Annotated in this window: 26 protein-coding genes; 20 read left to right on the plus strand and 6 right to left on the minus strand. The window is 62.5% G+C overall.

The features are described 5' to 3' along the window. Window positions 1–48: 48 nt before the first annotated feature. The 8 genes from J2X54_RS13080 to J2X54_RS13115 are packed head-to-tail and all read left to right on the plus strand — an operon-like array spanning window position 49 to window position 7929. Entirely contained in the window at window positions 49–2328 is a 2280-nt protein-coding gene (locus tag J2X54_RS13080) for a cohesin domain-containing protein (RefSeq protein WP_310181266.1), read from the plus strand. Then, the gene (locus J2X54_RS13085; RefSeq protein WP_310181267.1) at window positions 2329–2817 is read left to right on the plus strand and encodes a type II secretion system protein; all 489 of its coding nucleotides are present in this window, start codon (window positions 2329–2331) and stop codon (window positions 2815–2817) included. Beyond that, the gene (locus tag J2X54_RS13090) at window positions 2811–3200 is read left to right on the plus strand and encodes a prepilin-type N-terminal cleavage/methylation domain-containing protein (protein ID WP_310181268.1); all 390 of its coding nucleotides are present in this window, start codon (window positions 2811–2813) and stop codon (window positions 3198–3200) included. Before J2X54_RS13085 ends, J2X54_RS13090 begins: the two co-directional genes overlap by 7 nt. Further along, window positions 3187–3663 (plus strand): type II secretion system protein, encoded by a 477-nt coding sequence (locus J2X54_RS13095; RefSeq protein ID WP_310181269.1) that lies wholly within the window; start codon window positions 3187–3189, stop codon window positions 3661–3663. The genes J2X54_RS13090 and J2X54_RS13095 overlap by 14 nt, the downstream gene beginning before the upstream one ends. Window positions 3664–3695: 32 nt before the next feature. Then, complete coding sequence (locus J2X54_RS13100; protein WP_310181270.1) at window positions 3696–4892, plus strand: type II secretion system F family protein; 1197 nt, start codon at window positions 3696–3698, stop codon at window positions 4890–4892. A gap of 1 nt (window position 4893) precedes the next feature. Then, window positions 4894–6588 carry a GspE/PulE family protein gene (locus J2X54_RS13105; RefSeq protein ID WP_310181272.1) on the plus strand — a complete coding sequence of 565 codons (1695 nt, stop codon included), beginning with the start codon at window positions 4894–4896 and terminating at the stop codon, window positions 6586–6588. Then, complete coding sequence (locus J2X54_RS13110) at window positions 6581–7396, plus strand: hypothetical protein (protein ID WP_310181274.1); 816 nt, start codon at window positions 6581–6583, stop codon at window positions 7394–7396. Before J2X54_RS13105 ends, J2X54_RS13110 begins: the two co-directional genes overlap by 8 nt. Next, window positions 7393–7929 (plus strand): hypothetical protein, encoded by a 537-nt coding sequence (locus J2X54_RS13115; RefSeq protein ID WP_310181276.1) that lies wholly within the window; start codon window positions 7393–7395, stop codon window positions 7927–7929. Before J2X54_RS13110 ends, J2X54_RS13115 begins: the two co-directional genes overlap by 4 nt. Window positions 7930–7962: 33 nt before the next feature. On the opposite strand, the gene J2X54_RS13120 is transcribed toward J2X54_RS13115, so the two are convergent. Beyond that, window positions 7963–8319 (minus strand): hypothetical protein, encoded by a 357-nt coding sequence (locus J2X54_RS13120; RefSeq protein ID WP_310181278.1) that lies wholly within the window; start codon window positions 8317–8319, stop codon window positions 7963–7965. Window positions 8320–8417: 98 nt separating this feature from the next. Further along, window positions 8418–8750, minus strand: a complete 333-nt coding sequence (locus J2X54_RS13125; protein WP_310181279.1) for a hypothetical protein — start codon at window positions 8748–8750, stop codon at window positions 8418–8420. Window positions 8751–9366: 616 nt separating this feature from the next. Here J2X54_RS13125 and J2X54_RS13130 point away from each other — a divergent pair. From J2X54_RS13130 to J2X54_RS13160, 7 genes are all read left to right on the plus strand, one after another. Continuing rightward, window positions 9367–9693 carry a hypothetical protein gene (locus J2X54_RS13130; protein WP_310181281.1) on the plus strand — a complete coding sequence of 109 codons (327 nt, stop codon included), beginning with the start codon at window positions 9367–9369 and terminating at the stop codon, window positions 9691–9693. 183 nt (window positions 9694–9876) lie between these two features. Next, complete coding sequence (locus J2X54_RS13135) at window positions 9877–10200, plus strand: hypothetical protein (protein WP_310181283.1); 324 nt, start codon at window positions 9877–9879, stop codon at window positions 10198–10200. An 82-nt stretch (window positions 10201–10282) separates the two neighbouring features. Beyond that, entirely contained in the window at window positions 10283–10927 is a 645-nt protein-coding gene (locus J2X54_RS13140) for a TetR/AcrR family transcriptional regulator (protein ID WP_310181284.1), read from the plus strand. Window positions 10928–11092: 165 nt separating this feature from the next. Then, window positions 11093–11746, plus strand: coding sequence for a protein-L-isoaspartate O-methyltransferase (locus J2X54_RS13145; protein ID WP_310181285.1), 654 nt, complete (start codon window positions 11093–11095; stop codon window positions 11744–11746). Between the two features lie 11 nt (window positions 11747–11757). Next, window positions 11758–12081: a rhodanese-like domain-containing protein gene (locus J2X54_RS13150; RefSeq protein WP_070249101.1), complete on the plus strand. Its 324-nt coding sequence runs from the start codon at window positions 11758–11760 to the stop codon at window positions 12079–12081. A gap of 98 nt (window positions 12082–12179) precedes the next feature. Continuing rightward, complete coding sequence (locus tag J2X54_RS13155; RefSeq protein ID WP_310181286.1) at window positions 12180–13532, plus strand: TolC family outer membrane protein; 1353 nt, start codon at window positions 12180–12182, stop codon at window positions 13530–13532. A gap of 122 nt (window positions 13533–13654) precedes the next feature. Beyond that, the gene (locus tag J2X54_RS13160; protein ID WP_310181287.1) at window positions 13655–15313 is read left to right on the plus strand and encodes a DUF4394 domain-containing protein; all 1659 of its coding nucleotides are present in this window, start codon (window positions 13655–13657) and stop codon (window positions 15311–15313) included. A 132-nt stretch (window positions 15314–15445) separates the two neighbouring features. Here the strand turns inward: J2X54_RS13160 and gloA are convergent, their stop codons facing one another. The 4 genes from gloA to J2X54_RS13180 all read right to left on the minus strand — a co-directional run bounded on the left by gloA (window position 15446) and on the right by J2X54_RS13180 (window position 18096). Then, window positions 15446–15853 (minus strand): lactoylglutathione lyase, encoded by a 408-nt coding sequence (gene gloA, locus J2X54_RS13165; protein ID WP_310181288.1) that lies wholly within the window; start codon window positions 15851–15853, stop codon window positions 15446–15448. 164 nt (window positions 15854–16017) lie between these two features. After that, complete coding sequence (locus tag J2X54_RS13170; RefSeq protein ID WP_310181289.1) at window positions 16018–16449, minus strand: OsmC family protein; 432 nt, start codon at window positions 16447–16449, stop codon at window positions 16018–16020. A 23-nt stretch (window positions 16450–16472) separates the two neighbouring features. Continuing rightward, on the minus strand, window positions 16473–17834 hold the full coding sequence (locus J2X54_RS13175) for a sorbosone dehydrogenase family protein (RefSeq protein ID WP_310181290.1): 1362 nt from the start codon (window positions 17832–17834) through the stop codon (window positions 16473–16475). A 7-nt stretch (window positions 17835–17841) separates the two neighbouring features. Beyond that, window positions 17842–18096: a hypothetical protein gene (locus J2X54_RS13180; protein ID WP_310181291.1), complete on the minus strand. Its 255-nt coding sequence runs from the start codon at window positions 18094–18096 to the stop codon at window positions 17842–17844. Between the two features lie 257 nt (window positions 18097–18353). On the opposite strand from J2X54_RS13180, the gene J2X54_RS13185 reads away from it, so the two are divergent. The 5 genes from J2X54_RS13185 (at window position 18354) to dnaK (ending at window position 24947) form a co-directional block, all read left to right on the plus strand. Next, window positions 18354–19262 (plus strand): NAD kinase, encoded by a 909-nt coding sequence (locus J2X54_RS13185; protein WP_070249095.1) that lies wholly within the window; start codon window positions 18354–18356, stop codon window positions 19260–19262. Window positions 19263–19293: 31 nt separating this feature from the next. After that, the gene (recN, locus tag J2X54_RS13190; RefSeq protein WP_310181292.1) at window positions 19294–20940 is read left to right on the plus strand and encodes a DNA repair protein RecN; all 1647 of its coding nucleotides are present in this window, start codon (window positions 19294–19296) and stop codon (window positions 20938–20940) included. Window positions 20941–21017: 77 nt separating this feature from the next. Further along, on the plus strand, window positions 21018–22127 hold the full coding sequence (gene hemH, locus J2X54_RS13195; RefSeq protein WP_310181293.1) for a ferrochelatase: 1110 nt from the start codon (window positions 21018–21020) through the stop codon (window positions 22125–22127). Between the two features lie 247 nt (window positions 22128–22374). Beyond that, window positions 22375–22920, plus strand: coding sequence for a nucleotide exchange factor GrpE (grpE, locus tag J2X54_RS13200; protein ID WP_070249092.1), 546 nt, complete (start codon window positions 22375–22377; stop codon window positions 22918–22920). 68 nt (window positions 22921–22988) lie between these two features. Further along, complete coding sequence (dnaK, locus tag J2X54_RS13205) at window positions 22989–24947, plus strand: molecular chaperone DnaK (RefSeq protein ID WP_070249091.1); 1959 nt, start codon at window positions 22989–22991, stop codon at window positions 24945–24947. The last annotated feature ends 160 nt before the right edge of the window (window positions 24948–25107 follow it).

The following is a 25107-nucleotide window of genomic DNA, read 5'->3' on the forward strand; positions in this document are numbered from 1 at the left end:
GGCGCTAGTCAAACAGGGAGTAGGGCATTGCGTTACAAGGGGTTTTATTTGCGCTGGGCCGGTGCGCTGTGCGGCGCCGCCTTGCTGGCGGGGTGCGGTACGCAATACATCCGCGACGAGGCGCAGCGCCAGATTGCGGCCGGCAAATTCGAACAGGCCTTGCAGGCCTACGACACCGCGCTGCAAGGCGATCCGGAAAGCGTGGTGCTGCGCACCGGCCAGATCAGTGCGCGCGACACCATCATGACCCGGCTGCTTACCGATGCCGCCACTGCGCGTGCGCGTGGCAACGATGCGCGTGCCCGCGAGATCTTGCAGCGCGCGCTGGCGATCCAGGCCGGCGATGACCGCGCCAAGGCGATGCTGCTGGAAATCGAACGCGATGCGCGCCAGAAGGCGGCCGTTGCCAGCGCCCGCGAGCTGATCGACAAAGGGCTGCGCGAACGCGCCGCGCTGGTGATCGAGGCGGCCCTCAAGGATACCCCCAAAAATACCGAACTACTGGGCCTGCAACGGCAGTTGGAGCTGGCCAGCAAGCAGTCCGAACTGGCTGTGATGCGCTTGTCCGAAAGCCGGCCGATCTCGCTCGACTTTCGCGACGCCAACCTGCGCATGGTGCTCGAAGCGTTGACCCGCAACAGCGGCGTCAATTTCGTGCTCGACAAGGATGTGCGGCAAGACCTGCGTACCACCATCTTCCTGCGCCAGACCCGGCTCGACGATGCGCTCGAGCTGCTCACGTCCACCAGCCAGCTCACCTTCAAGGTGCTCGATCCGTCCACCGTGCTGATTTACCCGAAGACAGCCGACAAGGCGCGCGAATACCAGGACCTGGTGATACGGGCGTTCTACCTGTCGAGCGCGGACGTCAAGCAGACCGCCTTGCTGCTCAAATCGATGCTCAAGATCCGCGAGCCGTTCATCGACGAAAAACTCAACCTGATCATGGTGCGCGAAACGCCGGAGACGGTGCGCCTGGCCGAGCGCCTGATCGCGCTGCATGACATGGCCGAGCCGGAAGTGATGATGGAAGTGGAAGTGCTGGAGATTAAGCGCTCCAGCCTGACCGAACTGGGTATCCGCTACCCGGACGGCTTCAATCTCACGCCGCTGGCGCCGGCCGGTTCCGACGGGTTTACCCTGGGTAATGTACGCAGCCTGAACCGCGATTCGATCGGCATCAACCTGCCCGACGTGCGCATCAACCTGCACCGCGACGTCGGCGACGTCAATATCCTGGCCAACCCGAAAATCCGTGCCCGCAACCGCGAAAAGGCCAAGGTCATGATCGGCGATAAACTGCCGGTGGTGACCACGACCGGCAGCTCCAACAACAACAGCTTTATTTCGGAGTCGGTGCAGTACGTGGACGTGGGCCTCAAGCTCGAGGTCGAGCCGAACATCACGCTCGACGACGAGGTGGCGATCAAGGTCGGCCTGGAAGTGAGCTCCCTGGTGCGGGAAGTGAAGACTTCCGCCGGCTCGCTGGTGTACCAGATCGGCACCCGCACCGCCAGCACCGTGCTGCGCCTGCGCGATGGCGAAACCCAGATCCTGGCTGGCCTGATCAACAATGAAGAACGCATGAGCGCCAGCCGCGTGCCTGGCCTGGGCGATGTGCCGCTGCTGGGAAGGTTGTTCTCGTCGCAGCGCGACGACGGCCAGCGCACCGAGATCGTGCTGTCGATTACGCCGCGCATCGTGCGCAACGTGCGCCGTCCCGATCTGAACCAGGCCGAGTTCTGGTCCGGTACCGAGAACGATGTCCGCAGCCGGCCCTTGACCCTGCCGCCGGCGGAAAAGCCTGCCGCCGCCCCCGGTGGTGCGACGGCGCCTGCCGTCCCCGGCATGCCGCCGGCCGCCGCGCCGATGATGGCGCCCGGCCCCGAGGTGATGGCGATACCGGCCCCGCCGGTGCAGCAGGTGGTGGTGTCGATGGTGGGACCGAAGGAAGTGAAGGCTGGCGACACCTTCACCGTGCACGTCAACGTCAAGTCCGACACCGCGTTGCGCGGCATGCCGGTCAAGTTGCAGTATTCGCCGCAGTCGCTGCAGGCGATCGATGCGGAAGAGGGCGCGTTCTTCACCCAGGACGGCGCCAGCGCCAGCGGCAGCAAGGCGCTGGACCAGGCCACCGGCGTGGCCACGATGGCGGTGCTGCGCAATGGCGCTGCCGGCGTCAAGGGAGAGGGAACCATGGCCAGCTTCAAGTTCAAGGCCCTCAAGGCCGGTCCCGGCGAGATCCGGGTGCTGTCGGCCAAGCCGGTGTCGGTCACGCCGGTCGAGGCGCCCACGTCGCCAACGCCGCTCTACATCATGGTGAAGTAAATGCCTATCTCGCGTGGGCTGCGCACGCGGCGCGGCGGCTACACCACCATCGAACTGCTGGTGGTGATGGCCGTGCTGGCAATCCTGGCCACCGCCGCCATGCCGGTGGTGGAGCTAACCGCCACCCGCAACAAGGAGCGTGAGCTGAAGCAGGCGCTGTGGGAAATCCGCCGCGCGCTCGACGGCTACAAGCAGGCCTACGATACCGGCCGCATCGCCAAGGGCGGGCCGCCCAGCGGTTATCCGCCGTCGCTGGCGGTGCTGGTGCAGGGCGTGCCGGACGCGCGCGCCGGCGGCCAGCTGATCTACCTGCTGCGACGGATTCCGAAAGATCCGTTCGCGCCGGCCGACGTCAAGCCGGAAGTATCGTGGGGCTTGCGCAGCTATATGTCGCCGCCGGATGAACCGAAAGCGGGCGAGGACGTGTTCGACGTTTACTCGACGTCGGCGCTGATCGGCATGAACGGCGTGCCGTACCGGTCATGGTAAAACGTCCTTCCGCCGCCCGGCGCGGCTTTACCTTGATCGAACTGCTGGTGGTGATGGCGCTGATCGGCATGCTGCTGTCGCTGGCGGTGCCGCGCTACTTCGGCAACGTGGACAAGGCCAAGGAGTCGGTGCTGCGGCAAAACCTGGCGCTCACGCGCGACGCCATCGACAAATTTTTCGGCGACCAGGGCCGCTACCCGGATTCGCTCGACGAGATCGTGGCGCGGCGCTACCTGCGCAAGCTGCCGGTCGATCCGGTGACCGACCGCAGTGACACCTGGATCATCGTCGCGCCCGAGAAAAAAGAGCTGGGCAAGGTGTTCGACGTCCAGAGCGGCGCGCCTGGCCGCGCGCGCGACGGGAGCGAGTATGCGTCGTGGTAGCCATCCTGGCGGAGAACGAGAACGCGGCTTTACCTACGTGGCCATGCTGTTCGCGCTGGCCATGTTCGGCGTGGGCCTGGCGGCGGTGGGCGAGGCGTGGAGTCATGCCACCCAGCGCGAGCGCGAAGAGGAATTGCTGGAGATCGGCAGGGCCTACGTGCACGCCATCGGCGAATACCACGCGCAGGCGCCCGGCACCGTCAAAGCTTACCCGCCAACCTTGCAGGAACTGGTGGAGGACCGGCGCTTCATCGGCGTGCGCCGCCACCTGCGCAAGGTCTATGCAGACCCGGTTGGCAAAGGCGAATGGGGCCTGCTCAAGGCGCCCGATGGCGGCATCGTCGGGGTGTACAGCATGAGCGAGAAACCGACCTTGCGCCGCCAGCCCCAGGCCATGCCGGAAGGGCCGCCGCTGGTGGGCGAGCGTTACGTGGACTGGAAGTTCGTGTATGTGGCGCCCTAATGTGATGACATGATGAACTGGACCTGACAGCGATGCAATTCAAGGTACGTACTTTTCACGCCGCCTCCGGCGCGGTCACTGAAAAAACCGTCGAAGGCGAGGACGCCACCGCCGTCAAGCTGGCCTTCGAGCAGCAGGGGCTGGCGGTGCTGTCGGTGGCCGCCCTGGGCGGGCATGTGCGCCTGCGCGGTCCCGGCGGCCTGCGCGGCTTCAACCTGGTGCTGTTCTGCGACGAGCTGCGCACCCTGCTCACGTCCGGCATGTCGCTGGTGGAAGCGATCGACACCCTGTGCACGCGCGACAACGACGACGCCAAACGCACCGTGCTGCTGGAGATCCGCCAGCTGCTGCTGGAAGGCAAACCGCTGTCCACCGCGCTGGAAATGAATCGCCTGGGCTTTCCGCCGCTGCTGATCGCGTCGATCCGCGCCAGCGAGCGCACCAGCCGGCTCGATCAGGCACTCGACGAATACGTGGCCTACGAGCGGGTGGGGCAGGACCTCGGGCGCAAGGTGGTCAGCGCCGCCATCTATCCGAGCCTGGTGGTGGGTTTCGGCATGCTGGTGTGCCTGTTCATGATTTCGTACGTGGTGCCGCGCTTTGCCAAGGTGTACGACGACTTTACGCCGCAGCTCAGTTTTTCGACCATGGTGCTGATGAAGGCGGGCCAGCTGTCGAACCAGTACATCGGCCTGATCCTGGCCGGCCTGGCGGCGCTGGTCGCGCTGGCGGTGGTGGGGCACCGCAACGGCAAACTCAAGATATTCCTGCTGCGGGTACTGGGCCGCTTCCGCTTCGTCCAGTATTATTTGCGCCTGTACCAGCTGGCGCGTATTTTCCAGACCATGTCGATGCTGCTCAAAGGCGGCTACACCCTGTCCGATGCGATTCCGCTGGCGCAGAACCTGGCGTTCGAAAAAAAGCTGCAAGACCAGATCCTGCGCGCCCGCTCGGTGATCCAGGAGGGCAAGCGGCTATCGACCGCGTTTGCCGAAAACGGCCTCACCGACAGCGTGACGGAACGCCTGCTGCAGGTGGGCGAACGCTCGGGCAACCTGGCGCAGATCATGGACATCATCGCCCAGACCTATCGCCAGGAGTTCACGGTCTTCATCGACCGCGCCACGCGCGTGGCCGAACCTATCCTGCTAATGGCGGTGGGCATAATGATCGGCGCCATTATCATTTTGATGTACATGCCGGTGTTCGACCTGGCGGGAGGAATTTGACATGACCGGCGATGCCGTTTTACCGCCAGTGCTGCCGCTGCGCGCGCTGTTGTCGCAGGCGCGCAACCGTGCGCGCGACAGCGGCCAATCGCTGGCCGCCGAACTGGCCGCGCTGGCCGGCTGCGACCTGGCCGGCCTGGCCGCCGCCGCGCCGGCCCAGCTGGACGTGGCCTATTACCCGTTGCCGGCCATGCTGGCGAGCGCCCCCGAGTTTGCGCTGGTGAGCTTTACCGATTGTGTGCGGCGGGCGATTTATCCGCTGCGCCTGGCTAGCGGCGACTGCTTTGTGGTGGCCGATCCGTGGGACGACCATGCGCTGCAATGGCTGGCCAACCGGGTGGGTGGTTATCCGGCCCTGGTATGGGGCGACAAGGCCGAAATCCTGGCCGCGCTGGAACAGGCGCAGCACCGCATCAAGGCTTCGAGCGGCTTGTCCGGCGGCGCCAGCGAACCGCGTGGCGATACCGGCGGCGCCTCCGGCAACAAGATCTCGATCGAGACCATCGAGCGCAGCAGCAGTCCCATCGTGCGCTTTGTCGATGCCGCCATCTACGACGCCTGGAAGGCCGGCGCCAGCGACATCCACTTCGAGTGCGACCGCAACGGCGTCAAGGTCAAGCTGCGCCTGGACGGGGTGCTGGTGCCGGCCTCGGAACTGGCAGACCGGGTGCGGGCGGAAGAAGTCATCTCGCGCATCAAAGTGCTAGCGCAGCTCGATATTGCCGAGCGCCGGGTGCCGCAGGACGGGCGCTTCCGCATCGAGCTGGGCTCACGCGAGCTCGATTTCCGGGTCTCGATCATGCCCAGCATTTTCGGCGAGGACGCGGTGGTGCGCTTGCTCGACAAGAGCCAATTGCGCGGCGATGCCCACGCCATTTCCCTGCCCAGCCTGGGCCTCGATGTCGATGCGATCGAACGCATCCGCCGGCTGGCCAAAAAGCCGCACGGCATGTTGCTCGTCACCGGCCCCACCGGCAGCGGCAAGACCACCACGCTGTATGCGGCGCTCACCGAGATCCAGACCGGTCAGGAAAAAATCATCACCATCGAAGACCCGGTGGAGTACGAACTGCCGGGGGTGCTGCAAATCCCGGTCAATGAAAAAAAGGGGCTGACCTTCTCGCAGGGCTTGCGCTCGATCCTGCGCCACGATCCCGACAAGATCCTGGTGGGCGAAATCCGCGACGCGGAAACCGCCGAGATCGCGGTGCAGGCGGCGTTGACCGGCCACCTGGTCTTCACCACCGTGCACGCCAACAGCGTGTTCGACGTGATCAGCCGCTTCGCCCACATGGACATCGACCTCTACAGCCTGATGTCGGCGCTCAACGGCGTGGTGGCGCAGCGCCTGATCCGCGCCAACTGCCCCGTATGCAGCGAGCCCGAAGCGCCGGCGCCCGAGCTGCTGGGACGGCTGGCCGCCGCCGGCGTGGCGCTCGAGCAGCTGGCGCTCAGGCGCGGCCGTGGCTGCGAGCACTGCCGCCACACCGGCTACAAGGGCCGCCATGCGCTGGCCGAAGTGTTGCCGTTCGACGACAGCCTGCGCACCATGATTCTCAACCGCGCCGACGTCGTCGAGATCAAGCGCTACGCGCTGGCGCTGGGCGTGCGTCCGCTCAATGTGCGCGCGCTCGACCTGGTGGCCGCTGGCGCCACCACCATCGAAGAAATCGACCGGGTGGTGGCGCATGATTGATGCCTACCATCTTTATCTCAACAGCAGCGAAGCCATCGTGCGGCGCCAGACCGGCTGGGGGCCGTGGCGCCGCCTGGAGGACGTGGCGCGCTGGGAGTGGAATGCCGACCTGGCGTCCAGCTTCGACCTCGAACCGCTGGTGCTGCGCCGGCATCGCCACGCCACGCTGACGGTCTACATGGGCTCGGCGCTGGGAAAATTCATGGTGCTCGACCTGCCGGCCGGGCTGCGCAGCGACGACGAAGCACGCGCGGCGGCCCAGGCGCAGATGCAGCACCAGCTGGGCTTGCAGCCCGGGCAGTGGACCTTCAGCGTGGACCGGTTGCCCGGTGCCAACCAGGCCATCGCCTGTGCCCTGCGCGCCGATGTGTTCGCCAGGATCGGCCATGTGGCGCGCACGCGCGGCATGCGACTGCTGTCGTTGCGGCCGTTTGCCGCCAGCAGCTGGAATGCGCTGCAAACGCCACACAAGGCGCCCGCAGCCGCCACTGAGGAGGCGCAGGCGTTGATGCTGGTGGAAAAAGATGCTTTCGCAATCGTGATCGAAAAGGCGGGCGCCATCGTATCGGTCAATGCCTTGTCGCATCGCCGCGAGAGCACCTTGATCGACCGCGAAATACGCCGCATGGCCTACGCCGTGGGTGAGGACACGCAGCGCCATATCCGCCTGGCATTGGTCCCTGAGCTGCTGCCGCTGGCACAGCTGCACACCGACAAGGTGCTGCAACCCGACGCATACCTGCGCCAGCCGATCTACAGCGATTTCCGCGACCTGCTGTTCCTGCCCCTGCCGCAGGTGGCGGCATGAAGTTGCAGCTTGAATTTATCGCCCGGCGGCGCATTCCGTGGCTTGGTATCGCCTGCCTGCTGCTGTCGCTGGGTGTGCTGGGGGTATTGCTGGACCAGTGGTTTTCATTGAAACAGCTCGCCGACGAGCAAGCCGCGCGCACGGCCAGGCTGGAGCAGACCTTGCAGGAGCGGCGCCGCGCGGCCGAGCAATTGCAGGCCAGGAGCGACCCTGAAACCGAGCGCCGCGTAAAAGAGCAGGAAAAGATTCTGGCCACCTTGCGCTATCCCTGGGGCCGGGTTCTGGCCACCATCGAAGAAGCCGATGGCAACGATGTGGCGGTGCTGTCGCTCTCGCACGAGCAGGCCGGGGGCGTTACCCAGTTATCGGTCGAAGCGCTCGATACTGCGGTGCTGGTGCGCTTTGTCGACGCGCTCAACGAAGGTGCAGCGGAAGGGGGCGAACCGAGGGTCGCCCGGTGGTACCTGGCCAGCTACCAGTGGCAGTCGCAGAACAATCCAGCGACGGTCAAGGGCGTGGTGCTGAGCAAATAGAAAACTTTGTTTGCCGTGCCATGACGGTGGTGATTACAACAATCCGAAACTGACGATAAGGCAGGCTCCTGCGGCAGCCTGATAGTCGTAATAGACAAACATCGTAACCCCTGTCGTTTTCGCGGCAATCACGGTTGCATAAAAACGATTCTTGTCTCCCAACGAAGCGTCGGGTGCAAACCCCAGCACGCCGCCACCGCAGGGGGAAGCCGTTCCCCATACCGCGATCGCATCGGCCCTGTAGTTTTCCAGTTTCCACGGCGTCTGGGCGGCAGAGTAGTTCATTTGACGGATTTCAGCCTGAGCCGCGCCGCTCAGGAGCACGGTGGCCATAACGGAAAGCCGGAGAGATTTCAAGAAAAATTTCATGTAAGCGGAAGATGGGTTCATTGTTTACTTGTGCGCAGTTCTAACGGATAAGGGATTGCCTCTGGGGCTATGCTAAGGTCTACAGCAAGGATAGAAAGCGTTCTTCTTTCGGCCGGGAGTTACGTGATGTGTATCCACCCAATATTACAGTATTGTCCCGCGACCTTGGTGCTGTAAATGGTCACGGTTTTATCCATGGATTGGGCCATCATTAGAGTCGCTAGCATTGCTTTGTAGTTGTAATCCGTGGTGTTGAGATAGACCCAGTCCACGGTGCCTGCCCCACAAGCCGCCACCCCTGGAGCGAGGGTTACACGAATGTCGAAATTTGCCCCGGCGTTTGCACCACCGGCAGATTCCATTCGAACTATTTTTCCATTGGCAGAACCATCGTAGGCGTACGCGTAAGCATTCACGAGTGTCAAAGTCAGGGCAAGAAGAATTTTTCTCATGGTCGTCGGATGTGTAGATCAAAAAATTAAATTGATATTTATTAAAATATAGCAATATTTTATTTTTAATGCAATTTGTTTGTGACTGTTCAGCACCTCTCTGACCTGACCGCCCTCAGACGTGGGAGCATGAGGGTGTCGTATTGACATTATGGGAGCGGCTGAAGGCGATCCCGCCACCGTCTGCCGATGGTTTGCGCAAGATCGTTTCGCTACGTTAGCATTCCGGCAACAAGCCTGGGCCCAGTTGGGTCACAAAGGCATCCTCAAGCGCGCCTCCGAGCAAACTGAGACATCAACCTGTCATTGCCGCGCCAGCTAGGCGCCAGCAGCGTCCGCTCAATGCCGACGATGTCACCACCTTCCGTACCGTCTGCGAAGCCGGTGCGAGACGGTGATTTGCGATTTATCTTCACTTCGACGCGGCAGGCGAGCAGGTACTGTGTCAGATAGAGAGTTGCATTATTTCAACAAAGGAAAAATTGTTGATTTGGGATGATTTTTTAGGAAGAAAAGCATCTACAATGATGCAGCATCGAAATTTAGATGAACAAAATGAAACAAAAGAAAGGTCAACTTGGTTTCCTTAGGATGGCAAGTTAAAAACCGGTGAAATATGTATAAAAAAATTATCTTAGCGATTTTTGCCTCGTTGTCGCTCTCTTCGAACGTCTATGCGAAAGACATTAGTGAGGCCTTGCGAATTTCTGACTTTCACTACTACAACGGGCACGTAGGGCTCCTGGTGAAACAACCGGTGATGAAAAACGGCGATGCATGTGAGCGTAGCGATTGGTATATGTTGGAAAAAACTCATCCTTATTACAAGGAAATTGTGGCGCTCGTCATGACGGCGCATTTTACCGGTCAGCCTCTGGTATTCGGGATAGAGGGGTGCGTGCAAGGTATGCCGGCCATACAGCACGTGATCAGCTCGAAATAGCCGTGGACGGCTGTCGTCCGCGTGCGCTGGCTATGGAGTTTTGGTTGGACAGATGTTTTATTTATTCCAAAGTTGTCAGAAAACGAAGTTGTCAGCTAGCGCCTGTTATCAATAATCGGTATATTGCAAAAGGGAAACATTGTCCTTAATCGCCCCAACCTTTACCGACTGAATAAACTCTAAATGAACACTAAATCAGTTTTTTTCGCAACAATCCTCGGATGTCTGTTGACACCTAAAGCGCTTGCTGTAGTTGACTGTGCCGAAAAGGTAGGCAACATCATTAGCCACACCAACGGCGTTATCTTTTTTACTACGGAAAAAACTTGCCCAAGCTGGTGCCAGGTTGGTGGCAATGCAGCGACCGTTAAAAATTCCTATGCCATGCTGCTGGCCGCGCAGGCTTCCGGGAAAAAAATGGTGTTCAATTGGCAGGATATTTCTACCTGCGATGAGAAAAACAAGACTTATGCCATTCCCGGCTATATGGTGATTGGACCTGAGTAGTCCTGTGTGGCTTGACGCTGAGTATTCTTGCGCTTAGTATTAATGACTTATGAGTAAGTAAGTCGAAAGCGCGTCAATTCCTATGCAAGCCCTCCACGACAACAAGCCCCGCTGGGAGCGGCGCAAGGATGCGCGTCCGCAGGAGTTGCTGGCGGCCGCCCTCGACCAGTTCGTCGAACGCGGTTACGCCGCCACCCGCCTGGAAGACGTGGCCAAGCGCGCCGGCGTGTCCAAGGGCACGCTCTACCTGTATTTCACCAACAAGGAAGAGCTGTTCAAGGCCGTGGTGCGCGGCACCATCGTCGAGGTGATCGGCGAGGCCGAGCAGGATGCGGCCGATTTCGCAGGCCATAGCGCCGACCTGATGCGCGAGTTGCTGCTACGCTGGTGGAACCAGTGCTGCGCCACCCCGCTGGCCGGGATCACCAAGCTGATGTTCGCCGAAGGCAATAACTTCCCGGAACTGGCGCATTTTTACAACGAAGAAGTGGTCGCGCGCGGCACTGGCGTGATCCGCAGCGTGCTGGTACGCGGTATTGCGCGCGGCGAGTTCCGCGCGGTCGATCCCGATGTCATGACGCCGGTGCTGGTGGCCCCGGTGATGATGCTCTTGATGTGGACCCAGTCGTACATGCCCGCCTGCGAGATGCCGCCCGTCGATCCGCACGCCTATCTGGACCTGTTTATCACGACCAGCCTGGCCGGCCTGGCCGTGCCCGCGCCGTGAACCAGTGCGAGGTGGCGTGGCCACTTGCCGATTCCGCCACTTCATCCCCCTTAAATTGCAGACTGTCGCAATTTACCGCGATCCGACCGTCACATCGTTAATATGTCCCCCGATGCCAGTTCAACGATAAAATGACGGATTATTTAATCCCGACCGAGTCTTCAGATGAATATTGAACAAGTCCGCTTCAACATGATCGAACAGCAAATCCGCCCTTGGGACGTCCTCGACACCGAAGTGCTGGAGCTGCTGCACGTAGTCAAGCGCGAGAATTTCGTGCCTGTCGCCCACAAGGCGCTGGCCTTTGCCGATACCGAAATTCCACTGCCAGGCGGCGAGAACATGTTGTTCCCGAAGATCGAAGCGCGCCTGCTGCAAGACGTCATGGTCAAGAAACATGAGTCGGTGCTGGAAATCGGTACCGGTTCGGGCTACATGGCCGCACTGCTGGCGCACCGCGCCCGCCACGTGACCACCGTGGAAATCTCGCCGGAACTCAAGGCTCTGGCCGAACAGAACCTGGCCGCCAACGGCGTCGCCAATGTCACGGTCGAGCTGGGCGATGGCGCGCAGGGCTGGACCAACGGCGCCCCGTTCGATGTGATCGTGGTGTCGGGCTCGCTGCCGGAACTGCCGGAAGCGCTGCTCAAGCAGCTCAACGTCGGCGGCCGACTGGCGGTCATCATCGGCCAGGCGCCGGCGATGAAGGCGCAACTGGTCACCCGTACCGGCGAAGCCGGCTACGACACGCGCACGCTGTTCGAGACCTCGGTCAAGCCGCTGCACCTGGCTTCCAAGCCGTCGGCGTTCAAGTTCTGAGCGGGGCCGGCATGCAGATGATCACCGCGCCGGAACTGGCGGCCTGGCTGGCCGACGATACGCGCACCAAGCCGGTGCTGCTCGATGTGCGCGAACCGTGGGAGTTTGCCGAGTGCAGCATCGATGGCTCGGTGCTGATCCCGATGAATACCATCCCGGCACGCATCGACGACCTCGATGAAGATGCCGAGATTGTCTGCATCTGCCACCACGGCGCGCGCAGCATGAACGTGGCGGCGTTCCTGGAACGCAACGGTTTCGGCAAGATGGTCAACCTGACCGGCGGCATTCATGCCTGGGCCCTGCAGGTCGATGGCACAATGAAAAAGTACTAAAAGCGGTAAAGAAATGAAACGCAAGCGCCGGCCGATACCGGCGCTGCGGGAGCGGTGTTTGATACGATCAACTTAAAAAGACTCCAACGGAGAAAGCAATGCAGAAACCCCTTATCGCCGTGCTGCTGTCCAGCGCTTTGATGACCTTGGCTTTACCAGGCGCACAAGCCGCCGATCTTATCCAAGTCTATCAGCAAGCACTGGCGAACGACGCCACGTACGCCAGCGCCCGCTCGTCACTGGATGCGGGGCGCGAGCGCACCACCCAGGGACGCGCCGGCTTGCTGCCGTTCGTCTCGGCGCAGGGGAGCAATACCCGTAACGATGGCGATTTCCGCCCGTTCAACGAAGGGCAACTGGCCACCATCAACGGCGTACCCGGCTTCGTCACCCGCCAGAACCAGGACAACCACGTCAACAGCTACTCGGTCACGCTGAGCCAGCCGCTGTTCAACTGGGCCGCCTGGCAAACCTTCCAGCAAAGCAAGCTGACCCAGGCCATCTCCGAAGCCACCTTCGCCCAGGCACGCCAGGACCTGATCACCCGCGTGGCGCAAGCGTATTTCGACGTGCTCACGGCGCAGGACAACCTGACCGCTACCCAGGCCCAGAAAACTGCGACCACCGAACAACTGGCCTCGGCCAAGCGAAATTTCGAAGTGGGCACCCAGACCATCACCGACACCCACGAGGCGCAAGCCGCGTACGACCTGGTGGTGGCGCAGGAGTTTGCCGCGATTACCGATCTCGATAACAAGCGCACCGCGCTGCAGGTGATCACCGGCAAGCCCACCGGCGAACTGGCGCCGCTGCGCACCGGCGTGACCATCACCGCGCCGGAACCGGCCGCCATCGATCCGTGGGTCACCTCGGCCGAAGGCCAGAACTTCTCGGTGATCGCCTCGCAACTGCAGGTGGAAATCTCCCGGCGCGAAATTGCGCGCAACCGCGCCGGCCACATGCCGACCCTGAACCTGGCCGCGTCCACCAGCCACCAGAGCACCACGGCGTACGGCACGCAAAAGAACAACGCCATCGGCGTCACCTGGACCGTCCCGATCTTCAGCGGCTTTGCCGTGACCAGCCAGGTGCGCGAAGCGATCGCACTCGAAGACAAGGCCCGCAACGACCTCGAAGCGACCAAGCGCCTGGCGGCCCAGAATGCCCGCGTGGCCTTCCTCGGCATGAACAGCGGCCTGGCGCAAGTGAAAGCGCTGGAAGCGGCGGAAGTGTCGAGCAAGTCCTCGCTCGATTCCAACAAGCTCGGTTACCAGGTAGGCGTGCGTATCAATATCGACGTGCTGAACGCCCAGCGCCAGTTGTACGCCACCCAGAAAGACCTGGCCAAGGCACGCTACGACACGGTCATGAACGGCTTGCGCCTGCGCTCTGCCGCCGGCACCCTGCGCGAGGAAGACCTGGCGCCGGTCAATGCGCTGCTGCAACATTAAACGTCTGCACCAACTCCTGCGGATGCAGTCGAAATAATTATTTTATTTTGACTGCATCCAAACCGGCTGGTCATGGGTAGTGCTTGGGTAAGCCCAAAACCACCACTACAGGAGCCAAGACCATGCCCACCCTGCCATACTCGAAATTGTTGCTCGCCTCCGCTGTCTCCCTCTCGCTGGTCGCCTGCGGCGGCAGCGATGACGATATCGGCACCGTCACGCCACCGACCACGACGCCACCGGTGGCTGCGGTGGCCGGCGACGTGTTCGTGCTGACCGCGAGCAACAAGCTGCTGTCGTTCGACCGCGCCACCCCGGGCACCATCCGCACCACGGCCACTGTAACCGGCCTGCAAGCGGGCGAAAACCTGCTGGGCATCGATTATCGCCCCGCCGACGGCATGCTCTACGGCGTGGGCAGTACCGGCCGCATCTACACCCTGAATGGCACCACCGGCGCCGCCACGCTCAAATCGACCCTGACCGCAGACGCCACCGACACCACCTTGCCGTTTACGGCGCTGGCCGGTACCGAGTTCGGCGTCGACTTCAACCCCGTAGCCGATCGCCTGCGCCTCGTCAGCAACACCGGTCAGAGCCTGCGCATCAATGTCGATACCGGCGCCACCACCACCGACGGCGCCATCAATGGCGGCGCTGCCACTACCGCTGTCAATGCGGCTGCCTACACCAACAGCTTTGCCGGCACCGCCACCACCACCCTGTTCGTGATCGACGCCGCCAACGGCGTGCTGTACACCCAGAATCCACCGAACAATGGCACCCTGGCGGTGCCGCTGGCGCTGGGCCTGACCGCCAGCGCCGTGGCCGGCTTCGATATCGACGCCCGCACCAACACCGGCTACGCGGTGATGACCGTGGGCGGCGTACGCGGCTTCTACACGCTCAACCTGGCCGCACCGGTGGCGCCGGCCACGCAAGCGACCCTGGTGGCAGCGATCAATGTCAGCGAAGAATTGCGCGGTGTCGCCCTCAAGGCTGCGGCCGCACCGGTCGCGTACGGCCTGACCGACGACGCCCGCCTGGTCACGTTCAAAACCGCCACGCCGAACACGCTCGACGCCAACGTCGCCATTGCCGGCCTGGCAGCGGGCGAGCGCCTGCTGGGTATCGACGTGCGGCCGAAAGACGGCCTGTTGTACGGCATGTCCTCGACCGGCCGCATCGTCACCATCGACCCCGCCACCGGCGCGGCGACTGCCAAGGCCACCCTGGCAGCGGACCCGGCAGACACCACCGCGCCGTACACGGCCATTGCCGGCACCGCCTTTGCGGTGGACTTCAACCCGGTCGCCGACCGCCTGCGCGTGATCGGCAACACCGGCCAGAGCCTGCGCATCAACGTCGATACCGGCGCCACCACCACCGACGGCGCCGTCAACCGTGCAGGCGTGGCGCCAGTGGTCACGGCAGCGGCCTACACCAACAGCTACGCCGGCACCACCGCCACCCAGTTGTTTGACATCGACACGGCCAGCGCCAGCCTGGCGCTGCAAAACCCGCCCAACGACGGCACGCTGGTCAACGTCGGCTTGCTGAATGTTGCGGTGGCGGGCGATGCCGGCTTCGATATCGCCGGCGGCGCCAACGGCCTGGCCCTGGCCGCGCTGCGCACCACGGCCGCCGGCCCGAGCGCGCTGTACCGGATCGACCTGGCGACCGGCGCGGCGGTGCTGGCCAATGGCGCCACCACGCCGGCCACCTCGGCGATTGGCGCCGGTGCGGTGGGACTGACCGATCTGGCGCTGGCCATCAAGTAATGCGCTGGACGTAAAAATGGCGGGCCGTGTGGCCCGCCATTTTTTCATCTCGCGTGATGGGGCCGGACCTCAAGTGCTTGGGGTCGGACCCCGTGCGGGGTCCGACCCCTGTTTAGCCGTGCGGGTTGGCGATTACAGCCCGGCGCCGGCGCCGTCAAACCGGCGTTCGATCAGTTCGATCTTGTAGCCGTCGGGATCGGTGACAAACGCGATTACCGTGTTGCCGCCCTTGACCGGGCCCGGCTCGCGGGTGACCGCGCCGCCGTTGGCGCGCACTGCCGCTGCGGCGGCGTAGATGTCGTCGGCCGAGATGGCGATATGGCCGTAGGCGGTGCCCAGGTCATAGCTGGTGGTGCCGTAGTTGTACGTCAGTTCCAGTTCCGCATGGTCCGGGTTGGCGCCGTAACCGAGGAACGCCAGCGTGTATTTGTATTCCGGGTTGTCGCTGGTGCGCAGCAATTGCATGCCCAGCACCTTGGTGTAAAAATCGATCGAACGCTGAAGATCGCCGACTCGCAACATCGTATGCAGGATTCGCATGGTGGTCTTTCGTGATGAACAAGCGGCGATTTTATGCGATTTGGTCGAGCTCTGCTGAGTGCTTGAAGCGGTTGACAAGCCTTGCAGAGCAAGGCGCAGGGACGAAGACAGTACGAATGTACGGCGAGGCCCTGCAACGCCGCTATGCAGGGTTTGTCAACCGCTTACGCCTGGAGCTTGGCGTCGAGGGTGATTTCGGCGTTCAGCAGCTTGGAAACCGGGCAGCTCACCTTGGCCTTGTTGGCCGCTTCCTCGAACTTGGCCTGGTCGGCGCCGGGGATGGTGGCCAGCAGGGTCAGGTGCACCTTGGTGATGGCGAAGCCGCCATCGACCTTGTCGAGCGTAACGGCTGCCGTGGTTTCGAGCTTTTGCGCGGTCATGCCGGCTTCGCCCAGCACGCCCGAAAGCGCCATCGTGTAGCAGCCCGCGTGCGCGGCGCCGATCAGTTCTTCCGGGTTGGTGCCGGGGCCGTCTTCGAAACGGGCCTTGAAGCCGTACGGCGCTTCCTTCAGTACCCCGGTCTGGGTGGAAATGCTGCCGATGCCGTCTTTCAGGCCACCGCTCCAGACTGCCGAACCGCTGTGTTGACTGCTCATGTGTTTCTCCTTGGGTTGAATGGTTATTTGCTGGCGGTTGTCGCGGCAGGGGCCACGCGCCAGATGATATTGCCCACGTCGTCGGCCACCAGCACCGCGCCTGGTTTATCCACCGCCACGCCCACGGGGCGGCCCTGGGCTTTACCCTTGGCGTCGAGGAAACCGGTAAGGAAGTCCTGCGGCGGGCCTGACGGCTTGCCGTTGGCGAACGGCACATACACGACCTTGTAGCCGCTGTAAGGCTTGCGGTTCCACGAGCCGTGCTGGCCGATGAAGGCGCCGCCCTGGTAAGCCTGCGGCAGCAATTTGCCTTCGTAGAACACCAGGCCCAGCGAGGCCGTATGGCCGCCCAGCGCGTAGTCGGGGGCGATGGCCTTGGCCACCAGGTCCGGCTTGGCCGGCTCGATGCGGGTATCGACGTTCTGGCCGAAGTAGCTGTACGGCCAGCCGTAGAAGCCGCCATCGCGCACCGACGTCATGTAATCGGGCACCAGGTCATTGCCCAGTTCGTCACGTTCGTTGACGACCGTCCACAGCGCCTTGCTTTGCGGCTCGAAGCCCATGCCGTTCGGGTTGCGCAGGCCGGTGGCAAACAGGCGGCCCTTGCCGCTGGCGATGTCGAACTGCCAGATGGCGGCGCGGCCTTCTTCCTCTTCCATGCCGTTTTCGCCGACATTGCTGTTGGAGCCGACGGTAACGTACAGCGACTTGCCGTCCGGGCTGGCGATGACGTTCTTGGTCCAGTGGTGGTTGCGGGTACCGGCCGGCAGGTCCATGACCTTGGTGCCGGCGGCAGCGATGCTGGTGTCGCCTTCCTTGTACGGGAAGCGCACCAGCGCGTCGCTGTTGGCGATGTACAGGTTGTTGCCGACCAGCGCCATGCCGAACGGCGAATTGAGGCCTTGCAGGAACACGGTGCGGGTTTGCGCCACGCCCTTGGCATCGACTCCGCGCAGCAAAGTGATGCGGTTGGCGGACGGCGTGACTGCGCCGGCTTTTTTCATCTGGTGCTGCATGATCTTGCCCTTGATGCCCTTGCTGTCGTCAGGCTTGGGCGGGGCGTTGGTTTCGGCCACCAGCACGTCGCCGTTGGGCAGCGTGTAGATCCAGCGCGGATGGTCGAGTCCGCGCGCGTAGGCGGTGACGGTGAAGCCGGCGGCGGGGCGCGGGGTTTCCTGCGCGGTCCAGCGGTCGACCGGCGCCACGTTGACGGTGGGGATCAAGGACTTGTCGGGCTTGGGCAGCACCGGGTTGGGGCCGAAGCCGACCGGGTAGGCGCCAGGGGCAGTCGGCGCCGCTGTCTGGGCCAGTGCGGCAGCCGGCGCCGCAGCGGCGGTCAGGATCAGGAGGGCGTTACGCAGGTGTGCGTTCAGGGTGGTGTTCATTGCTCGATTAGTCCTGTTTGGTGTCTGGCAGCGGCTTGGCGGTGGCTTCGCGCGGGGTGGGATTTTTGACGTGTTCGACGCCGGGCTTGTTGTGCCGGTCGGTATCGACCATGCCGCTCTCGACGTCGGCGGCGGCTTGTTCCATGATCGTGCGTTGCTTGTGCTGGTGACCGTCCGGTGACTCGTCGCGCTCGTGCGGCATGCGCGGTTTGCCGTCGTCCTTGACCTTGGCGTCGGTATTGATGTTGGCCTGTTTGAGCATGGTGTTCTCCCTGATTCGTTGTTTCAACGATATTAGCGAGTTGTCATGGCCGCAGTCGCCACCTTGAATCCTGACAACTTATTGGCGCGCGGGCGTTGCATGCTTGCACTCCGGGCAAGCGCACACTATACTGCGCGAAATACTGTTCATATGTACAGCAAACCGGTGCGGGCCGTGGGTTGGCCGGTGATGGCAGAAGCCGACGTAATCGGTTACTCTGCTGCGTGTCGCCGCCGCCAACTTTTGCCGAGATTTTTATGACTACCAAGCACGCCGTCTTTCACACCATCGCACTCGCCGTGCGCAAGAACACCGACGGCATCGCCGACTCGGTGGACAGCGTGGTCGATTTTCTGCGCGCCGGCGGCTACACCGTGGTGTTCGAGGAGCAAACCGCGCTCGACCTGGCGCCGCATTTTGCCGACATCCGCTCGATGACGGCCGCCGAGATCGGCGCCGAGGCCGATCTGGCCATCGTCATGGGCGGCGACGGCACCATGCTCGGCATTGCCCGCCAGCTGGCGCCGTTCAATGTGCCGCTGATCGGCATCAACCAGGGCCGGCTCGGCTTCATCACCGACATCCCGCTCGAAGGCATGTTCGACGCGCTTGGCCGTATCCTCGGCGGCAGCTTCAAGGCCGAACGCCGCACCCTGCTCGAAGGCAGCGTGCTGCGCGAAGGGCGCAGCATCCACCTGGGCCTGGCCGTCAACGACGTGGTGGTGGCGCGCGGCGCCGGCGCCGGCATGGTCGAGCTGCGCGTGGACGTGGACAACCAGTTCATGTACAACCAGCGCTCCGACGGCCTGATCATCTCCACCGCGACTGGCTCCACCGCGTATGCGCTGTCGGCCGGCGGCCCGCTGCTGCACCCGGCGCTGGGCGGCATCGTGATGGTGCCGATCGCGCCGCACGCGCTGTCCAACCGTCCCATCGTGCTGCCCGAGTCGAGCGAGATCATGGTGGAAATAGTGCGGGGACGCGATATCAGCGTCAACTTCGACATGCAAACCTTTGCCAGCCTGATGCCGCAAGACCAGATCGTGATCCGCCGCTCGCCGCACACGATCAACTTCCTGCATCCGGAAAACTGGAGCTACTACAACACCCTGCGCGAAAAACTCCATTGGAACGAGTATCCGTCGGGCGAAGGCAAACTCAGTTAACCTCTCGGTTCAACCACACTTTCAGGCATCCATGCTCCGCACCCTGTCCATCCGTGATTTCGTTATCGTCGATTCGATCGAACTGGAATTCTCCGCAGGCTTTACGGTTTTCACCGGCGAAACCGGGGCCGGCAAATCGATCCTGATCGATGCACTGACCCTGGCCCTGGGCGGCCGCGGCGACGCCAGCGTGGTGCGCGAAGGCGCGGCCAAGGCCGACATCACTGCCGATTTCTCACCGAGCGCGCAGGCTGCCGAATGGTTGCAGGCGCACGAATTTGCAGTGGAAGAGGGCGGCGCGCTGCTGCGCCGGGTGATCGACAACGCCGGCCGCAGCAAAGCCTATATCAACGGCGTGGCAGCCACTGCCGCCCAGTTGCGTGAACTGGGCGACCTGCTGGTGGACATCCACGGCCAGCACGCCCACCAGTCGCTGATGAAGGCCGACGCCCAGCGCGCGCTGCTCGATGGCCAGGCTGGCGCCGACACCCGCGCCGTGGCTGCCGCCTATAAAGCCTGGCGCGCGGTGGCCAGGCAGCTGGAAGAATTCGAAACCAACGCCGCCAACGTTTTATATGAGCGCGAGCGGCTGGAGTGGCAGGTGAACGAGCTGGAAAAGCTGGCCGTGAAACCGGGCGAGTGGGCCGAAGTGAGCAACGAGCAAAGCCGCCTGTCGCACGCGGCCAGTTTGCTCGAAGGCGCGCAGGAAGCGTTGACGATGCTGTCCGAAGCGGAAGAGCATCCGATCATCTCGCAGCTGTCGTCACTGAATCAAAAACTGAGCAAGCTGGCGGCGGTCGATACCGGCTTGCAGGCGGTGGTCGATTTGATCGAGCCGGCGCGCATCCAGTTGCAGGAAGCGGTGTACGCGATCAACGATTATCTCGACCGCGTCGATCTCGATCCCGAGCGGCTGCGCGCGGTGGAGTCGCGCATGGAAGCGATCCACTCGGCTGCGCGCAAGTTCCGCGTGACCGAGGAAGAACTGCCGGAAGAGCACGCCAAACAGGCCGAACGCCTGGCGCAACTGGCCGACGCCAGCGACATCGAAGGCCTGCGCAAGCAGGAGCAAAAGCTCAAGGACGCCTACCTCGACATGGCGAAAAAACTGAGCACCGTGCGCGCCCGCGCCGGCCGCCAGTTGGCCGACGCTGTCACCAAGGCGATGCAGGAACTGAGCATGACGGGCGGGCGTTTCGATATCGCGCTCAACCCGTGCGAGCCCAGCGTGCACGGCGTGGAGCAGGTGGAATTCCTGGTCGCCGGCCACGCCGGCGTGGCCGCGCGGCCGCTGGCCAAGGTAGCGTCCGGCGGTGAGCTGGCGCGTATTTCGCTGGCCATTTCCGTGATCACCTCGAAAGCCGCCACCACGCCCACGCTGATTTTCGATGAGGTCGACAGCGGCATCGGCGGCGCCGTGGCCGAGGTGGTGGGGCGCCTGCTGCGCCGGCTGGGCCAGGAGCGCCAGGTGCTTTGCGTGACTCACTTGCCGCAGGTGGCCAGCCAGGGCGGCCAGCACTTCCAGGTGGCCAAGCGCACGCTTCCCAACGGCAAGACCGCCTCGCGCATCGACGTGCTCGATGCCGGCGCGCGGGTGGAAGAGGTGGCGCGCATGTTGGGCGGCCTCGAGATTACCGCCACCACGCGCCAGCATGCGCGGGAGTTGCTGGCGTCGTGAACCGTTGTGGTGTCAGGTGGTTGCGCGGTTTCTTATCTATAATGGCGGGTTAATCCAAATTCATAGCCGCCTGCCACATGACATTCAAAAAAGAACCACCGTACAAACACGGCACCGTTGGCCGCACCGCCGTGGTGCTGGTCAACCTCGGCACGCCCGATGCGCCCACCACCTCGGCGGTGCGGCGCTATTTGCGGGAATTCCTGTCCGACCGCCGCGTGGTGGAAGTGCCGCGCGCGGTGTGGTGGTTCATCCTCAACCTGATCATCCTGCCGTTCCGCTCGAGCCAGTCGGCCAAGAAATACGCCACCATCTGGACCGCCGAAGGTTCTCCTTTGAAAGTCAATACCGATGCCCAGGCGGGCAAGCTGATCGGCGCGCTGGAAGACCGTGGCCACCAGGACCTGACCGTGGCCATGGCCATGCGCTACGGTTCGCCGTCGCTGCCGGACGTGCTCGGCAAGCTGAAGGCTGACGGCCACGACCGCATCCTGGTGTTGCCTGCCTACCCGCAGTACTCGGGCACCACCACCGGCTCGATCTACGACGCCGTGTTCAAGCACTACGGCTCGGTGCGCAATATTCCCGAACTGCGTTTCGTGCGCAACTACCACGATGACGAAGGCTATATCCACGCGCTGCGCGACTCGGTGCTGGCGCACTGGGATCAACATGGCCGGCCAGAAAAGTTGGTGCTCAGCTTCCACGGCGTGCCGAAACGCACGCTGATGCTGGGCGATCCGTACCACTGCGAATGCTTAAAGACCGCGCGGCTGCTGGCCACCGCACTGCGTCTGAAGCCGGAACAATATATCGTGACCTTCCAGTCGCGCTTCGGCAAGGCAGAGTGGCTGCAACCGTACACGGCGCCCACGGTGGCGCAGCTGGCGCGCGATGGCACCCGCCGCATCGATGTGCTGTGCCCCGGCTTTACCAGCGATTGCCTGGAGACGCTGGAAGAAATCTCGATGGAAGTGCGCCACGACTTCGAGCAGAACGGCGGACGCGAGTTCCATTACATCCCGTGCCTGAACGACTCGCGCAAGTGGATCTCGGCGCTGGCCGAAATTGCCGAGCACCACATGATCGGCTGGCCAACCCAGGCCGGTCCGTCCGAGCACGAGGCGCGCCGCAAGGATGCCGAAGTGGGCCGCGCCGCAGCCCTGGCGCGCGGTGCCGCCGACTAAACCCAAAAGGCCGGGGTCGGACCCCGGTTCGGGGTCCGACCCCAAGCAGTGTGGGGTACTTGCTACCTTTCGATAATCAGCACTTGCCGGTGGTGAGTGCCAGCCTGTTAAAATACCCAGCTTGCTACATCGTCACTGCTGGCGCCAACCTTGCGCTACCCCCTTGAAATACGGCGATAGCGCTCCATTTATGGCCAGTGCAGTGATAAACGCCTTATCAAACAAATACGATCGTAGGAGTCTTTAGATGCAAGATCAGGAAAATCAAGCCGTACCTAATCCAGAAACTGCCGCCGCTGCCGAGCCTGCAGCGCCATCGACTCCGGACCAGCAATCTTCGCTCGAAGAGCAACTGGCCAGTACCGAAGCGCGCCTGGCGGAAACCCACGACGCGTTCATGCGCGCCAAGGCCGACTGCGAAAACATGCGCCGTCGCGCCCAGGAAGACGTGGCCAAGGCCCATAAATTTGCGGTGGAAAGCTTCGCCGAAGCCATGGTGCCGGTCAAGGACAGCCTGGAAATGGCGCTGAAGGTCGAAGCGCCAACGCTCGAATCGCTGAAAGAGGGTGTCGAAATGACCCTCAAGCAACTGAACGCGGCATTCGAGAAAAACCGCCTGCTGGAAATTCTGCCGGCGCAGGGCGACAAGCTCGATCCGAACAAGCACCAGGCCGTTGCCGTGGTGCCTGCGGACCAGGAAGCCAATACCGTTGTTGCTGTCTTGCAAAAAGGTTATATGATCGCCGACCGCCTGTTGCGTCCGGCCATCGTGACTGCTGCGCAAGCAAAGTAAGCACTTGAAAAGACAAAGTAATTCCACATATTAGTACCATCTAGAACATAGCAAAGAGGAAGAAAATCATGGGTAGAATTATCGGTATCGATCTGGGAACCACGAATTCCTGCGTTTCCGTCATGGAAAACGGTCAGCCAAAGGTAATCGAAAACGCCGAAGGCGCACGTACGACGCCGTCGATCATTGCTTATCAAGAAGATGGTGAAATTCTCGTCGGCTCCCCGGCCAAGCGCCAGGCGGTGACCAACCCGAAGAACACCCTGTTCGCGGTCAAGCGCCTGATCGGTCGCAAGTTCGACGAAAAAGAAGTACAGAAAGACATCGGCCTGATGCCTTACACGATCACCAAAGCCGACAACGGCGATGCGTGGATCGGCGTGCGCGACAAGAAACTGGCGCCACAGCAGATTTCTGCTGAAGTGCTGCGCAAGATGAAGAAAACCGCTGAAGACTACCTGGGCGAAGAAGTGACCGAAGCGGTCATTACCGTACCAGCGTACTTCAACGACTCGCAGCGCCAGGCTACCAAGGACGCCGGCCGTATCGCTGGCCTGGACGTCAAGCGCATCATCAACGAGCCAACCGCTGCCGCACTGGCATTCGGCCTGGACAAGAACGAAAAGGGCGACCGCAAGATCGCCGTGTATGACCTGGGCGGCGGCACGTTCGACGTCTCGATCATCGAAATCGCCGACGTTGACGGTGAGAAGCAGTTCGAAGTGCTGGCCACCAACGGCGACACCTTCCTGGGCGGCGAAGACTTCGACCAGCGCATCATCGATTACATCATCGACGAGTTCAAGAAGATCAACGGCCTGGACCTGAAAAAAGATCCGATCGCCCTGCAGCGCATCAAGGCTTCGGCCGAGCGCGCCAAGATCGAACTGTCGTCGTCGCAGCAGACCGAAATCAACGAGCCGTACATCGCCATGGCGAACGGCGCGCCGGTCCACCTGACACTGAAAATGACCCGCGCCAAGCTGGAATCGCTGGTGGAAGAGCTGATCATCGCCACCATCGAGCCATGCCGCATCGCCATCAAGGATGCCGGCGTCAAAGTCTCGGACATCGACGACATCATCCTGGTCGGCGGTATGACCCGTATGCCGAAGGTGCAGGAAAAAGTGAAAGAGTTCTTCGGCAAGGATCCACGCAAGGACGTGAACCCGGACGAAGCCGTGGCTGTGGGCGCTGCGATTCAAGGTTCGGTCCTGTCGGGCGAACGCAAGGACTTGCTGCTGCTGGACGTGACGCCGCTGTCGCTGGGTATCGAAACCCTGGGTGGCGTGATGACCAAGATGATTCACAAGAACACCACGATTCCGACCAAGTTCTCGCAAGTGTTCTCGACCGCCGACGACAACCAGCCTGCCGTGACCATCAAGGTCTACCAGGGTGAGCGCGAAATCGCGGCCGGTAACAAGGGCCTGGGCGAATTCAACCTGGAAGGCATCCCGCCAGCATCGCGCGGTACGCCACAGATCGAAGTGACCTTCGACATCGACGCCAACGGTATTCTGCACGTGGGCGCCAAGGACAAGGCCACCGGCAAAGAGAACAAGATCACGATCAAGGCCAACTCCGGTCTGACCGAAGCGGAAATCCAGAAAATGGTGAAAGACGCCGAGCTCAACGCCGAAGAAGACAAGAAAGTGAAAGAACTGGCCGAATCGCGCAACCAGGCTGATGCCCTGGTGCACTCGACCCGCAAATCGCTGACCGAATACGGCGACAAGCTGGAAGCGTCGGAGAAGGAAGCGATCGAAGCGTCGATCACCGACCTCGAAGGTTCGATCAAGTCGGGCGACAAGGCCGACATCGACGCCAAAGTGGCCGCCCTGACCACCGCTTCGCAGAAGCTGGGCGAGAAGATGTACGCCGACATGCAGGCGCAGCAGGCAGCTGGCGGCGAGGGTGCTGCTGGTGCCGGTGCGGGCGCGCAAGGTGCCCCAGGCGCCGAGCAAGCCAAGCCACAGGACGACGTGGTCGATGCCGACTTCAAAGAAGTCAAAGACAACAAGTAATTGTTGCAGCAACCGTAGCAAGTAGCAGTAGCACCGTCATCCCCGCGAAAGCGGGGATGACGGTGCAGCAGGCGCGGGTTCATCCCGCACCGCCAGCATTCCGCCGAGCCGAGCGGGCGTCCCCAACGCTGCCGGCTCGGCTTTTTAGCATCATCACTAC

Source organism: Duganella sp. 3397 (assembly GCF_031456625.1).
GTDB classification, from domain to species: domain Bacteria; phylum Pseudomonadota; class Gammaproteobacteria; order Burkholderiales; family Burkholderiaceae_D; genus Rugamonas; species Rugamonas phyllosphaerae.